The organism is Aeribacillus sp. FSL K6-3256 (genome assembly GCF_037965805.1).
Taxonomy (GTDB): domain Bacteria; phylum Bacillota; class Bacilli; order Bacillales; family Aeribacillaceae; genus Aeribacillus; species Aeribacillus composti.
On record NZ_CP150188.1, the window covers coordinates 3,047,720 to 3,060,995 of the forward strand.

16 protein-coding genes, 1 pseudogene and 1 other annotated feature are annotated in these 13,276 nt (G+C 38.0%); of the genes and pseudogenes, 6 read left to right on the forward strand and 11 right to left on the reverse strand.

Translation table 11 applies throughout. From position 1 onward, the window contains the following. Positions 1-20 precede the first annotated feature (20 nt). Both NSQ84_RS14705 and NSQ84_RS14710 read right to left on the reverse strand, forming a co-directional pair. The gene (locus NSQ84_RS14705) at positions 21-548 is read right to left on the reverse strand and encodes a DUF402 domain-containing protein (RefSeq protein ID WP_063386259.1); all 528 of its coding nucleotides are present in this window, start codon (positions 546-548) and stop codon (positions 21-23) included. Positions 549-652: 104 nt separating this feature from the next. Beyond that, positions 653-925 carry a YgaB family protein gene (locus tag NSQ84_RS14710; RefSeq protein ID WP_232515610.1) on the reverse strand — a complete coding sequence of 91 codons (273 nt, stop codon included), beginning with the start codon at positions 923-925 and terminating at the stop codon, positions 653-655. Between the two features lie 214 nt (positions 926-1,139). On the opposite strand from NSQ84_RS14710, the gene NSQ84_RS14715 reads away from it, so the two are divergent. Next, entirely contained in the window at positions 1,140-1,955 is an 816-nt protein-coding gene (locus tag NSQ84_RS14715; protein WP_144598206.1) for an undecaprenyl-diphosphate phosphatase, read from the forward strand. A 75-nt stretch (positions 1,956-2,030) separates the two neighbouring features. Here the strand turns inward: NSQ84_RS14715 and NSQ84_RS14720 are convergent. Both NSQ84_RS14720 and fabL read right to left on the reverse strand, forming a co-directional pair. Then, positions 2,031-2,174: pseudogene (locus NSQ84_RS14720) on the reverse strand (gamma-type small acid-soluble spore protein); the annotation flags it as partial. Positions 2,175-2,258: 84 nt separating this feature from the next. Continuing rightward, complete coding sequence (gene fabL / locus NSQ84_RS14725; RefSeq protein WP_063386261.1) at positions 2,259-3,008, reverse strand: enoyl-[acyl-carrier-protein] reductase FabL; 750 nt, start codon at positions 3,006-3,008, stop codon at positions 2,259-2,261. A 103-nt stretch (positions 3,009-3,111) separates the two neighbouring features. On the opposite strand from fabL, the gene NSQ84_RS14730 reads away from it, so the two are divergent. Continuing rightward, positions 3,112-3,279 carry a cytosolic protein gene (locus NSQ84_RS14730; protein WP_094246379.1) on the forward strand — a complete coding sequence of 56 codons (168 nt, stop codon included), beginning with the start codon at positions 3,112-3,114 and terminating at the stop codon, positions 3,277-3,279. Positions 3,280-3,354: 75 nt separating this feature from the next. Here the strand turns inward: NSQ84_RS14730 and mutY are convergent, their stop codons facing one another. Then, on the reverse strand, positions 3,355-4,461 hold the full coding sequence (gene mutY / locus NSQ84_RS14735) for an A/G-specific adenine glycosylase (RefSeq protein ID WP_063386263.1): 1,107 nt from the start codon (positions 4,459-4,461) through the stop codon (positions 3,355-3,357). Positions 4,462-4,640: 179 nt separating this feature from the next. Here mutY and NSQ84_RS14740 point away from each other — a divergent pair, with 179 nt between their 5' ends. The 3 genes from NSQ84_RS14740 (at position 4,641) to NSQ84_RS14750 (ending at position 6,066) form a co-directional block, all read left to right on the forward strand. Then, complete coding sequence (locus NSQ84_RS14740) at positions 4,641-5,621, forward strand: metal-dependent hydrolase (RefSeq protein WP_066247291.1); 981 nt, start codon at positions 4,641-4,643, stop codon at positions 5,619-5,621. Between the two features lie 102 nt (positions 5,622-5,723). After that, positions 5,724-5,882: a small, acid-soluble spore protein K gene (locus NSQ84_RS14745; protein ID WP_066247293.1), complete on the forward strand. Its 159-nt coding sequence runs from the start codon at positions 5,724-5,726 to the stop codon at positions 5,880-5,882. A 28-nt stretch (positions 5,883-5,910) separates the two neighbouring features. Then, positions 5,911-6,066, forward strand: a complete 156-nt coding sequence (locus NSQ84_RS14750; RefSeq protein ID WP_082829369.1) for a YpzG family protein — start codon at positions 5,911-5,913, stop codon at positions 6,064-6,066. Positions 6,067-6,453: 387 nt separating this feature from the next. Here NSQ84_RS14750 and NSQ84_RS14755 read toward each other — a convergent pair whose 3' ends face one another. Both NSQ84_RS14755 and recX read right to left on the reverse strand, forming a co-directional pair. Then, a complete protein-coding gene (locus NSQ84_RS14755) occupies positions 6,454-6,786 on the reverse strand; it encodes a YfhH family protein (RefSeq protein WP_066247296.1) in 333 nt (110 codons plus the stop codon). A 3-nt stretch (positions 6,787-6,789) separates the two neighbouring features. After that, the gene (recX, locus tag NSQ84_RS14760) at positions 6,790-7,605 is read right to left on the reverse strand and encodes a recombination regulator RecX (RefSeq protein ID WP_066247299.1); all 816 of its coding nucleotides are present in this window, start codon (positions 7,603-7,605) and stop codon (positions 6,790-6,792) included. 593 nt (positions 7,606-8,198) lie between these two features. Here recX and NSQ84_RS14765 point away from each other — a divergent pair. Continuing rightward, positions 8,199-8,750, forward strand: coding sequence for a GNAT family N-acetyltransferase (locus NSQ84_RS14765; protein WP_063386267.1), 552 nt, complete (start codon positions 8,199-8,201; stop codon positions 8,748-8,750). A gap of 60 nt (positions 8,751-8,810) precedes the next feature. Here the strand turns inward: NSQ84_RS14765 and NSQ84_RS14770 are convergent, their stop codons facing one another. From NSQ84_RS14770 to NSQ84_RS14785, 4 genes are all read right to left on the reverse strand, one after another. Next, positions 8,811-10,058 (reverse strand): glutamate-5-semialdehyde dehydrogenase, encoded by a 1,248-nt coding sequence (locus tag NSQ84_RS14770; RefSeq protein ID WP_339212026.1) that lies wholly within the window; start codon positions 10,056-10,058, stop codon positions 8,811-8,813. Next, entirely contained in the window at positions 10,055-11,182 is a 1,128-nt protein-coding gene (proB, locus tag NSQ84_RS14775; RefSeq protein WP_063386269.1) for a glutamate 5-kinase, read from the reverse strand. The genes NSQ84_RS14770 and proB overlap by 4 nt, the downstream gene beginning before the upstream one ends. A 57-nt stretch (positions 11,183-11,239) precedes the next feature. After that, positions 11,240-11,455: a binding site (T-box leader), on the reverse strand. A gap of 58 nt (positions 11,456-11,513) precedes the next feature. Further along, positions 11,514-12,005 carry a DoxX family membrane protein gene (locus NSQ84_RS14780; RefSeq protein WP_066247308.1) on the reverse strand — a complete coding sequence of 164 codons (492 nt, stop codon included), beginning with the start codon at positions 12,003-12,005 and terminating at the stop codon, positions 11,514-11,516. 497 nt (positions 12,006-12,502) lie between these two features. After that, entirely contained in the window at positions 12,503-13,216 is a 714-nt protein-coding gene (locus tag NSQ84_RS14785; RefSeq protein WP_235600384.1) for a TerC family protein, read from the reverse strand. Positions 13,217-13,276 lie beyond the last annotated feature (60 nt).

Sequence of the window (13,276 nt, forward strand, 5' to 3'; positions counted from 1 at the left end):
TACTCCAACAGACTTTTCCATCATAAATATGTTAAATATCTTTCATACCACTGATCGATAAATTCAGGGGAAAACGGACCTTTTCTACCGCGTATCCAATAAATTAATTTGTTCACATTATTCTTTAAGATACGGTCAATGACTTGCGGATATTTCATTGATTTCTTATGCCGTTCATATTCATCTTCATCTAACAGTGTATAGGTCATATCCGGGAACACTTTAATATCCAAATCATAATCAATATACTTTAATGCCTCATTATCCCAAACAAAAGGAGAACTGATGTTGCAATAATAATAAATGCCGTCACCACGAATCATTCCAATTACATTAAACCAATGACGTGCATGAAAATAACAAATCGCCGGCTCCCTTGTAATCCAAGTTCTGCCGTCAGCTTCGGTAACCGTTGTTCGATCGTTGCCGCCAATAATACAGTTTTGCGATCCTTTTAAAACGGTCGTTTCCTCCCAAACACGATGAATGCATCCATTATGTTTATAACTGTGTATTTGAATGATATCTCCTTCCTTTGGCAGCGCCATTTTGTTCCCTACTTTCTAATGAACAGTTCACTTCAAATCCGAAAAAATCATTTTTCTTTATTATAACGTTTGATATTCAAAAAGAAAATAAAAGAGCCATGCCGCTAAAATGGCTGACTCGAGTCATACATTTCGATTTGGTACATTTTAATAACTTCTTCCGTTTGCTTTTCAAACGTTTTTTGAATGTCTATCAACTCATTTTTCATTTTTTCAATTTCTTTTTGCACAGAACGCAATTTCTTATCATCATTTTGTCTCAAAAATTCCAATTCCATTTGTTGATAATGCTCTATTTTAGATTGAAGCGATACAAGCTTATCCATCGTTTCAAGCTGTTCGCCAACTAGCAGATCAAAGCGGTTATATGTATTCAAATGAATCCCTCCCTAATAAAATGTTTATGGATACATATTCTAACTATTTCACTTGATTCCTTTGACAAGTTATGTAGACAATTAAGAAGTTTTGTCGTATGAACGCTTAGGTCAAAATTATTATTGACTCTCCATTCATTCATTATGTACAATCTGACAAGATTGAATCATTACAAACTTTGATTTTTTTTGAGAGAAAGGAAGTTACTATATCGTGTGGGAAATCATCACAGCAGTCATTTTAGGCATTGTTGAAGGGTTAACGGAATTTGCCCCTGTTTCTTCTACTGGACATATGATTCTTGTTGATGACATTCTTCTAAAATCTAAAGAAATATATTCAGAGCCTGTCGCCAACTCTTTTAAAGTCGTCATTCAGCTTGGATCAATACTAGCAGCGGTGATCGTATTTAAAGATCGCTTTTTCGATTTATTACAGATTAAGAAAATGCAGCATCAAAACGGTCAAAGATTAACGCTTGGCCTTGTCATCACAGGACTTCTTCCTGCTGCCGTCTTAGGTTTTTTATTTGAAGACTATATTGATACGTACTTGTTTTCCGCTCATAGCGTATTAGTCGGCCTTGTGTTAGGGGCATTATTAATGATTGCAGCAGACCTATTTGGTCCAAGAAAACCGAAAGCAGAAACGGTTGATCAAATTACATACAAACAAGCGCTAACCATCGGCCTCATCCAATGCATTTCCCTTTGGCCTGGTTTTTCGCGTTCCGGTTCAACGATTTCCGGCGGGGTTTTAGCCGGTTTAAGCCATCGTGCAGCTTCCGATTTTACGTTTATTATGGCTGTGCCGATAATGGCGGGGGCGAGCGGTCTTTCTCTTATTAAAAATTGGGAGCATTTCACGATCGACGTCCTGCCGTTTTTTATCGCCGGATTCATCAGTGCGTTTATTTTCGCGCTTTTGGCCATAAGATTCTTTTTGCAGCTGATCAACCGCATTAAACTTACACCATTTGCTATTTATCGGATCATTTTGGCGATCATCATCTATGTTTTTTTCCTTTAATGAAAGAAAGCGGAGAGCTGAAACGTTCTCCGCTTTTTGCCTGGCTCTTTTAAAAGAAACATTCAAAATTAATAGTTAAGAATTTTGTTGTTTATTTTGTTCAGATTGTTGATTTTGTTGTCTTACTTGTTGTGCATCTGTTTCAGCAGCAAATTCTGTTCCAAATCCTTGAGCTGATTGTTGGTTTTGCTTTCTCACTTGTTGAGCATTTGTTTTGTTTTGCTGTTGTTTTGCCATCATTTTTCACCTCCACGTCATATATCATGTCCAGGAGGGAAAAAACTTATCCAAAAAAATTTGCAGTTACAGCAATAAGGAAATGCCTCCATCTACGATCAAAGTTTGCCCTCTTATCATGAAAGCTTTTTCAGAGAGCAAAAATTCAACTGCATTTACGATATCCTCTTTTTCAATCATTCTTCCAGCAGGAGTCTTTTCTTTTGCTTCGTTTAAAATTTCCTCCCTGTTCGGAAAATGTGTCAATGCATCCGTATCGACAGCTGCGCCGGAAACCGCATTTACTACAATATTTTTCGGTGCTAATTCAACTGCTAAATATCTAGTTAAAGCTTCAAGAGCTGCTTTAGAAACCCCTACTGTCGTGTAATTTTTTAAATAGCGAATAGACCCTAAAGAGCTGATGCTCACGATGTGTCCGCCGCCGTGTTTTTCCATCAATTTTGCTGCTTCCTGCGCACAAAAAAGAAGTGCTTTTGCATTAATATCCATCGTCCAATCCCAATGGGATTCTTCAATTTCCATTAGAGGGCGTAAAACTCCAGATGCTGCATTGTTTACTAAAATATCAAGCCGTCCAAACGTTTTGTCAATTTCTGCAAACATTTCCTTTATTTTTTCAGGTTTTCCGACGTTTGCCTTCACCACAAGCGTTTTCACACCAAGACGTTCAATTTCTTCCGCGGTTTCGATCGCCTTCGATTTGCTGCGAGCATAATTAATGACGATGTGATACCCTTTTTCAGCAAGCCTCAAGGCAATAGCTTTGCCGATTCCTCTTGAAGATCCTGTGACAAGCGCTACTTTTTCATTCATATTTTACATCTCCTTATGTATTGAATAGTTATTTCTATCGTAACAAAGAATAGATATAGAAAAACATATAAAAAGGAGTTTTTGTAAATTGCCTATACGTGATATGACAGAGCTCTCCATGATCTCGAAGCAAGCTTGGAGCAGTGAAGAGCTTCAGCATTATCACCGCGCCTTTCAACAAATTATGCCTTACCTGAATATAGAAGGTCATACTATTCACCGTGAAATTATAGAAGAAATTGAAGCGCGCGGCGGTATTAACAAAGACTGATTAAACCAATTTTTAGAGGCATAATGGATGCAATCGGTACATGCCGATTGCATTTTCATTCACTTCCCAATGGAATTACGGCTCCACTTGTATGCCAGCTTTTTCCTTATAAAGAGCAAATATTTTTTGATGAGGTACAGGAAAAGCATATCGATCAATATCCTTGATGAAAACTTTTTCAAGCTCTTTCATTGATTCATCGCTACAAACTTTGCCGAAATAAACATTAATATTCCATGTCAAATGGGAAAAAACATGCTGAATCGTTCCTTTTAGCTCGCTTAATTCCGCTTCAACACCGTATTCTTCCCGCAAAAAATTTTCTAGATATATCCTTTTAGGAATTCTGTTTGTGCGAACTTCGCAATTTGGAAATTCCCACAAATTCGCAAGCAGTCCTGTGTCAGGTCTTTTATGAATATATAAATCGTTGTTTTGCACTAAAACCGCGCAAGCAATCGAAACTTGCTTTGTTGATTTGCTTCGTGTTTTTACTGGCAGCTTTTCCTGTAATCCTTCTGAAAAGGCAAGACAATGCTCCTGTACAGGACAAAGCAAACAGGACGGAGAAGTCGGCGTACAAACCATTGCTCCCAATTCCATTAATGCTTGATTAAAATCGGAAGGACGTTCTTTTGAAATAAGATTTGCAGCCGCTTCTTCAAATATTCTTCTTGTTTTTGGCTTTGCTATATCTTCTTCAATCAGTAAAATTCTTGACAGCACTCTCATCACATTGCCGTCAACAGCAGGCTCAGGCTTGTTATAAGCAATGCTTAATATTGCTCCTTTTGTATAAGGCCCAATTCCTTTTAATTTTCCAAGCTGCTTCGGGTCATCCGGAAGTTTTCCTCCGTATTTTGCTGCCACCTCTTTCACTGCACTGTGCAAATTTCGGGCGCGCGAATAATAGCCTAGGCCTTCCCATGCCTTTAAAACCTCTTCTTCATCCGCATTTGCCAGCGCCTCAACATTCGGGAATTTTTTAATAAAATTGTTAAAGTACGGTATAACCGTTTCCACCCGTGTTTGCTGAAGCATTATTTCAGATACCCATACTTTGTATGGATCTTGGTCCTTTCTCCAGGGCAAATCTCTTTTTTCCCGTATATACCAGCCGATCAGGTCCTCCTGAAATGTTTTAATATCGAAATTCTCAATTTTTTGCAGTGATTGACCCATTTTTCAATATTTCCTCCATTATGCACTTCAAAATATGTTACACTAAAAAGAACTTATGAATTTATCGTACATTATTTTTTTTTGGCATGAAAGAAAAAATGAATTTATGTTTTTTGCGTTCAATGGAAAAAATTCAAATATCATCATAACGATTGTTTTTTCAGCTAAGGAGGATGGCTTTGGATACAGGTACACATTTCGTCATGGGAATCGCATTGGGAGGCTTAGCAACTTTGGATCCGGCTGTCGGCGGTTCCTTTCTGACAAGCGAGGCAGTTCTTGTTGGCACGATTATCGGTTCACAAGCACCAGATCTTGATACGGTTCTTAAATTTAAAAATAATGCAGCTTATTTAAAAAATCATCGCGGAATAACTCATTCAATTCCCGCAGTTTTATTATGGTCGCTGTTGATCACTGGAGCAATTCATTTTATTATGCCAAGCAGCAGCCTCATCCATGTATGGATTTGGACGTTATTAGCTGTTGTTCTTCATGTTGTTGTCGACATTTTCAACGGCTACGGCACTCAAGCTCTCAGACCTTTTTCTGAAAAGTGGATTGCGCTGGGCACAATTAATACGTTTGATTCGTTTATCTTCATCGCTCATATTGTCGGCATTGGCATTTGGCTTTCCGGCGCCCATGGGGGCTATACCTTTTTAATTATTTATTGCATAATCGCTTTATATTATGTCGTTAGACTTCTAATGCAAAGATCGATTAAGAAAAAAATCTTAAACAGATGGAAAAATGTTGAAAACGTCATATTTAACCCAACAATGAAATTCCGCAAGTGGCAGCTCGTCATTGTGACAAAAGAACATTATTACGTTGCATATTCAAATTTTACCGAAATTCAAATCGTCGACCAATTTGAGCGCAAAGAGCTGCCGAATCACCCTGCAATGGAAGCCGCAAAAAAAGACCGGAATATTTCAGCATTTTTGCATTTTTCCCCTGTTTTCCACTGGCAAATAAAAGAGCAGCTTGATTATACCGAAATCCGTTTGATTGACTTGCGTTATTTCAGCAAAGGTCATTATCCCTTTGTAGCAGTTGCACAGCTCGATAAAGACCTCAATATTGTTCGTTCGTACACAGGTTGGATTTTCAGTAAAAAAAGAATGAAGAAAAAACTTAAACCGCTAATTGATTGATTATGACATTTCCTTAATTTTCTTTTATATTGGCTTCTAATAAGCAAATACTATTTATGCGCGTCCAATAGCGCAAATTTTTTTCTCCTTGGAGGATCTGCGATGCGCAATAAAGCAAAAGGATTTCCGCAGCATGAAAAATTTGACGGTGAGCCACGTGCTAAAGCGGAATTCGCGTCACGTCGTGCGAATGGAACCATTAACACACACCCTCAAGAGAGGATGAAAGCTTCAGGAGAACGCGATAAAAATTTTTCATAACCATTGACCTTTCAAGAGGTGTTTACTAATGGACACAAACCGATCATCCTTATCAAAAAAGCAGAAAAACGAATTTTTAGGAGCTTGGGGAAAACCGAAACATTCATTCCGTCAAGTAAACGGGGAAACCCAGCAAACCCAAAGCTTAATCATTTTGGAAAACGAAATGCGAAAACGTTCATAAATAAATAATACGAGATCATGCCATTATTTGGCATGATCTTGTTTATACAGACCTTTTTTAATTTTTAAAAATAATCGCCTAGATTCAAAACTCAACTATGATTTCCTCGATTAAATTTAATAAAGAAAATATTTAGTTTCAACATTGCTTGAGTAAACGATTTTCCATTATTTTACTTATTTTTTCGATACTATTTGTTAACAAAAGATTTCAAGCTAAAAACGAAATCCGTATCCTTTCAAGGTCAATTGAGAGAGTATTCAGTTTGATAACCATAATGCAAAGTTAGGCGCGAGGAAGCATAGCCACGAACAGGAAGAAAAAAAACGATTGAAAGAAATCAGCGGCCACTCTTTTCCCCAACTTCCTTCATTTTTCGTTCTCAACTTATTTCTCATTTATATTACTTTTTTTAATCAACATCGATATCGGCAGTGCTTCCTCCTTTAAAGGAGATGATAATCGATACCCCCAAGCGAAAACTCCTTTTAAATATTCAACTTTGAAATATTCACCAGGAGCTCCATCGATTTCATACGTCTCACCTGGCGGAAAATCGTCAGGATTCAACATATATGCTTTTGCCATAGCAATTTTCCTTTCCAGAACAGCATATTCGTTGATCATTCCATGCTGTTCCGCTTTGCGCGCTTTTTCTTTTAATCGGGCAATTTCATTTTTTAGCTCGTATGCCGTCATTTCACTGTACCGTTTTTCCATTTCCTATTCCTCGCTTTTCTCTAAGTGTTTTTGCAAATATTGCTGAATAAGTTCTTGCGAAAAACCTTTTCGATATAAAAATTGCGCAAGCTTTTGACGATATGTGTACATATCTAGATGGGAATACTTTTTTTTCCCTTTTTCGCCTTGTATTAATAATGCTTCCCATTCTTGGTCATGACGTTCATGTAAAGGCAGCATCTCTAAAACAGCTTGAATCACTTCGGATGAAAAACCTTTCCTAAACATTGCCTGCTCTATTTTTTGCTTTAGCTGCGACATAGATATGTTCGCTTTTTTTCCCAATTGCTTTTCAGCTAATTTATACGCTGCTTCTATTTGTCTTTCTTTCGTGAAATGATGAAGAGCTGCTTCTATCAAATCGCTCTCAATCCCTTTTTGTCCCAGTTCTGCTTTTATTATGCCGGGCCCTTTCAAAGTGGTTTTCATTTGCGTTCTTACAAAGGCTTCCGCAAACTCCTTGTCATTTACATAATTTTTTAATTGAAGCTCAACCATTACACGTTCAATAACCCTCTCATCTATACCTTGACTTACAAGATAGTCACGGACCTCTTTTTCCGATCTCATTCGATAGCCAAGAAAAGTTAAAGCTTTGTTGAATGCTGCTTTTATTTGATCCTCGTGCAAAATCGCATCTATATCCAGCTCATCAAGCTCCATCCCTTTTCTTAACCCGTGCTTAATTAAAACATCTTCTCCGACGCTAAAAGCAAATATTTCACCGTTTCCTCTATCGACGTAAATATTAAAACGATTTTTCTTTTTAGGTTGAACTTCTATTTTTACAATAAACATGTACAGACACCTCATTTTTATAGTACCATAGAAAAAATAAATAAATGGAAGTTTTAAGCATGAAAGTGTATGAATACTGTAACAATAGATTTTTCAGCTTGTAAGGAACATTTTGCTGACTTTTCTAGCCGTTGATGCTATAAAACTATGAAGCAAAATTCAACCGTTCTTATTATGATTTCTAAATATTTTGCTGGCATCAGGCAAATCTGCTTCAGTCAGGAAATGCGGTCCTCTCTGTTATTGCATCAAAGCAAAGGAAAAAAATATTGTCAAAGAAAATATTGTAATTTTTCCCTATTCACTGCTTATAGAAACTCTTAAAGTAGTAAGAAAAAAGTAAAATTTTCTTAATAATCTTTTTACAAAATTTTTGTTTTCTTTTCCATAGAAATCAAGTATGATACTAGAAGAAATGCTGACAATTAAATTTACTTGTTTTTAAGGGAAGGCAAATGGTGCGCCACCGGTCTTTGACCGGTTCTAGTGGGTTCGATTCCCACCCCGAAATTTTTACTTGATAAATAAAAATTTCGAGGGTGGGATCCGTTAGATTTCGTGGTAACCGCCCTCGTTGATAGAGGAGGATGAGCATGTTAAAAAAACGTGATCTAGCGGATTGTCAAGAGTTGTTCGAACTTATGGTTCATCCAGAGGTCTTCCCTTATGTTCGTCATAAAGCAACGTCGATTGAAGAATACATGTTTATAACAAAACAGTTGATTGAAGCAGAGGAACGAGGGGAATTAATTTCCCGCACCATTTTGGATGAATGGGGCTCTCCTATTGGAACAATCAGCTTGTATGATATTTTTGACCAAACGGGATTTCTCGGAACTTGGCTCGGCAAGCCGTACCATGGTAAAGGATATAATCAGCTTGCTAAGGACGCTTTTTTTCAAGAGATTTTTTATGAATTTGGAATTCAAACGATCTTTATGAAAATACGGAAAGACAATGAACGTTCCATGAAAGCCGCGCAGAAGCTTCCATATGTCTCCCTTGCCGATGAATCTCGTCAGCTTCCCCATATTGAAAACAAAAACTTATACAACATCTTTGAAATTTCAAAGGATATGTACACACTGTATACAAAACGAAACGGTTTCATGACAGACGAAGAAAGCAGATTGAAGGAAGCATAAAAAATTGGAAGAAGACATCCGAACGAATCAAGATGTCTGCTTCCATTTTTTTATCATTTCTTATTCTCTAATCTGTCCGCTTCCTGTAATAATATATTTTGTAGAAGTCAGTGCAGGGAGTCCCATCGGTCCTCTGGCATGGAGCTTTTGCGTGCTGATCCCGATTTCTGCGCCAAACCCAAATTCAAATCCGTCTGTAAAGCGCGTCGATGCGTTGTGGTAAAGAGCTGCGGAATCAACTAATTTGAAAAACTTTTCTACATTTGCGGCATTTTCTGTGATAATTGCCTCAGAATGGTTTGTTCCGTAACGATTAATATGCTCGATTGCTTCATCTACATTCGAAACAAGTTTCACTGCCATTGTATAATCTAAATATTCCGTTTCCCAATCTTCTTCTGTCGCTAATTTCAAATGCGGGAATTCATTGTACAATGCTTGATCGACTCGCAACTCCACATTTTTCTCCTCGAGCTTTTCAATGAGCTCGCGAATATACTCCTTATTCCAATTTTCATGGATGAGAAGAGTTTCGGCTGCATTGCAGACGGAAGGTCTTTGTGTTTTTGCGTTTACAGTTATATCAATCGCCATCTTTTTGTCTGCTGATTCATCAATAAACACATGACAATTGCCTGCGCCCGTTTCTAACACAGGGACAGATGAATTTTCAACAACTGTTTTAATCAGATTTTTCCCTCCGCGAGGAATTAGCACATCTAAATAATCATTTAATTTGAACATTTCCGCTGCCGTTTCCCTGCTGGTATCTTCCAGAAGCTGTACACTGTCGGCAGGAAAATTCGCTTTTTCTAACGCCTCTCGTATCACCTTTACGATCGCCATATTTGAATGCAATGCGGATGAGCTGCCGCGAAGAAGAACAGCATTCCCTGTTTTTAAGCAAAGGCTTGAGGCATCAATTGTCACATTTGGTCTGGCTTCGTAAATCATCCCAACAACTCCGAGCGGCACCCGAACTTTTTCGATTTGTAAACCGTTCGGACGAGTCCAGCTTTCCAGCACTTCCCCAACTGGATCTTGCAAATAAATCAATTGTCTTAACGATTCAATCATTCCGTTAATTCGTTCTTCGTTTAAAAGAAGACGGTCAATTAGAGCGTCGGATAAACCATTCGCTTTCCCGTTTTCAATGTCTTTTTCATTTTCTTTTAAAATATAAGGCGTTTCTTTTTGCAATTGTTCAGCGATGATTGATAATGCGTTGTTTTTTTCTTCAGTAGTCTTTGCAACCAGTTTGGCAGCAGCTTCTTTTGCCAGCTTCCCTTTTGTCAACACTTCACTCATATCATCATCTCCTTACTCGTTATCGCTACAAATTGATCACGGTGAACCACTTCAGGATGTATGCGCTTTGTCATTTCCATCGCTTTTTGACTCGGCATGCCCATAATTTCTTTTAATTCTTCAGATGAATAATTGACTATGCCTTTTCCGATCAGCTTTTGTTCCTTGTTTAAAATTTGCACCACGTCTCCGGATTGAAAGTTGCCGCTGACACGCTTAACGCCAGCAGGAAGAAGCGATTTCCCTTCCTTCAAAATAGCCGCTACTGCTCCATCATCGACTTCCACATCACCAGATATGATCGAATGAAGAGCAATCCATGCTTTTGAATTACGAACAGCACTTAAATCGTTTTTGCCAATATATGTTCCGTCACCGTTCCCATTTAAAATTTCGATTAATTTCTCTTTTCCTTGGCCTTTCCCGATAAATACGGATACACCGAGGGCAAGTGCCGTTTTTGCCGCCATGAGCTTTGATTTCATGCCACCTGTTCCAACTTTCGAACCGGATGTTGCCTCTGTTTGTTCAATTAATTCATCTGTTACTTCCGGCAAAAAATCAAATCGTTTCGCATTCGGATTTTTGGTAGGATCTTCTTCATATAAACCGTTAATATCCGTCAAAATAATAAGAAAATCGGCATGCAATAATCCGCTCACAAGAGCTGACAGCATATCGTTGTCTCCAAACGTCAATTCCTCAATCGAAACCGAATCATTTTCATTGATGATCGGGAGCACTTGCCGCTTTAGAAGCTCCGATAAGGTGGCGTATGCGTTTTGATATTGCTCTTTATGCTGAAAATTGCTCCTTGTCATCAAAAGCTGGGCACATACAATGCCGTATTTTTTAAATGCTTCTGTATAAGCCTGGATAAGCAGCCCTTGGCCCACTGCCGCAGCCGCCTGTTTTCCTCTAATTGTCACAGGCCTGGAAGGATATCCAAGATCTCCATACCCTGCAGATACCGCTCCTGACGAAATTAAAATTACTTCATACCCTGCTTCCTTCAATTTAGCAATCGCTTCAACATGCTCGTGCAGCTTTTCTTTGCTGAGTCCCCCGTTGTCATCTGTTAAAGAACTGCTTCCTATTTTTACGACCACTCGCTTTTTCCTCACTAAAAAACACCTCTTCATTGCTTGACAGTCATAAAAAAGACTCATATCATCCTTTCGAAAAAGGACGAATATGAGTCTATATCCGCGGTACCACCTTTTTTAGCACTAGTTTAGTGCTCCCTTTAGCCTGTAACGAAGGATACGGTCAGGTTATGAGCCTGACAGCTCCAGGGGTAGGTTCAATAGCTTATCAGCGATGAAACCTTTCAGCCATAGGGTTTCACTCTCTTTTTCGCCTAAAGTCTATTTACTGGCCCCTTTCAACGCCGAAAATATACTTTTTTTAAAATTATGTTTCAAAAATTTTTAAAAGTCAAGATGATTGCTGCATTTAAACATTTGCTTGTTGATTGAATTTTTTGTTTGTAAATTTATCTCTCAAATACGGCAGGATAAACCGATCAGCTCCCCAATAATACGCAGCTGCGCCTACTGCCATTAAAATGATTGCTTCAGTGTACATAATCGGATTCGTGCTTGTTGTTCCAGCTAACATAAAATTCAAGTTCATAAACGCACCAGCAATTAATGCAGGAGTTGTAAACAATCCCAAAATCAGTCCGATGCCAACTAACACTTCTCCAATTGGAATAATAAAATTAAAAAGTTCTACATTCGGAAGAGCAAAGTTTTCAAGGAACGCTGCATACCATCCTTGAACGGCCGGATGTTCTCCGGTTGCTTTAGCAATCGCCCCTTTTAAAAATCCTGTCGCATCAAATCCACCCAGCTTTTCGACTCCCGCGACAAACCATTGATAACCGAGCCAAATTCTAAGAGCCGCCCAGACAACCGCCATTTTTGGACCTTTCAGCCATTCCATCTTCAACCATCTCCTTTGTTTGTTTTTTCACTTTTATTTTTCGAAGAAGTTTGTGAAATATTTCACTAACCTCTTCAATTTCAATATATAATTTTCTGAATTTAACTTCAATATATTTGTGAAATATTTCACAAATTGTTAACAATTACTATAGTTATCCACATTCATAGTAGGATTTTATGAAAAAATCCAGCTTCTTAAGCTCCAACAGTTACATAATATCCACAAAAACAGTATGGATAATGTGTATAAGTTGTGAATTATCTGAAATATCTGTGGATAAAATAAAAAAGCACTCACCTTCTCTGGACGATGAATGCTTATACACAAAGAACGATCTCTCGAATTTACAAGCAAATTAGAGCTGTTGCAAAAGAAACCGTCATTTTACAGAAGTGTGCATATTTTCCGATAACAAAAATTTTAGACATAACTAAATCTATTAAAACGTGGAATTTCTTTTCATAAAAAACAGGCGCCGTTTCAACAGCCGCCTGCTAAGCACTATGCTGCAATTTATTTTCTTTCTCTGCACGCTTATTTTTCTCATAACCGATCGCTAACACAATCAATGTCATAATTCCGATAAGTAAATATTCGATCCACAAGTTTTGGATGTGAAACCATTGTTCAATATGTTTATCCTTAAAGATCATCTCACCGGCGGTCCAAGCTAAAATTCCAGATCCAACATATACAATCCATTGAAATTTGTTCATTAATTTTACGATCGCTTTTGATCCAAAAATCATAATTGGAATACTGATCAAAACTCCAACCGCAATCATGCCGATATGGCCGTGTGCCGCACCTGCTACTGCAACCACATTATCCAAACTCATGACGGCATCTGCAAGAATGATCGTTTGAATAGCTTTAAGCAGACTGCTTTGAGATTGGACATGCGCAGCTTCTCCGTCATCTACCAAAACTTTATAAGCAATCCAAAGCAGCAAAAATCCGCCGACAATGTTGACAAATGGGATTTTCAACAGGACAACAATGACGGATGCAAACAAAATCCGTAATGCGACCGCACCTCCAGTCCCCCAGAATATAGCTCTGTTTTGCTGTTCTTTCGGCAGATTTCTCGTTGCCATTGCAATTACAACTGCGTTATCGCCGGATAAAATAATATCGATTGCAATAATTTTTAATAAGGCAATGATGGCGTCAGATGAAATAGATATGCCAACTGAAAATAAATCCAATTGTTATTCGCTCCTCTATTAAAAAATGTATACGTATAGATTCTATCCCTACCTTCCTTT

Coding starts and splice junctions, on each gene's coding strand:
- NSQ84_RS14755 (WP_066247296.1), bottom strand. CDS start 6,786: ATGGAAAAACGGTACAGTGAAATGACGGCATACGAGCTAAAAAATGAA.
- NSQ84_RS14780 (WP_066247308.1), bottom strand. CDS start 12,005: ATGGAATGGCTGAAAGGTCCAAAAATGGCGGTTGTCTGGGCGGCTCTT.
- NSQ84_RS14730 (WP_094246379.1), top strand. CDS start 3,112: ATGACAGAGCTCTCCATGATCTCGAAGCAAGCTTGGAGCAGTGAAGAG.
- fabL (WP_063386261.1), bottom strand. CDS start 3,008: ATGAATGAAAAAGTAGCGCTTGTCACAGGATCTTCAAGAGGAATCGGC.
- NSQ84_RS14705 (WP_063386259.1), bottom strand. CDS start 548: ATGGCGCTGCCAAAGGAAGGAGATATCATTCAAATACACAGTTATAAA.
- NSQ84_RS14745 (WP_066247293.1), top strand. CDS start 5,724: ATGCGCAATAAAGCAAAAGGATTTCCGCAGCATGAAAAATTTGACGGT.
- NSQ84_RS14770 (WP_339212026.1), bottom strand. CDS start 10,058: ATGAGTGAAGTGTTGACAAAAGGGAAGCTGGCAAAAGAAGCTGCTGCC.
- recX (WP_066247299.1), bottom strand. CDS start 7,605: ATGTTTATTGTAAAAATAGAAGTTCAACCTAAAAAGAAAAATCGTTTT.
- NSQ84_RS14765 (WP_063386267.1), top strand. CDS start 8,199: ATGTTAAAAAAACGTGATCTAGCGGATTGTCAAGAGTTGTTCGAACTT.
- NSQ84_RS14750 (WP_082829369.1), top strand. CDS start 5,911: ATGGACACAAACCGATCATCCTTATCAAAAAAGCAGAAAAACGAATTT.
- mutY (WP_063386263.1), bottom strand. CDS start 4,461: ATGGGTCAATCACTGCAAAAAATTGAGAATTTCGATATTAAAACATTT.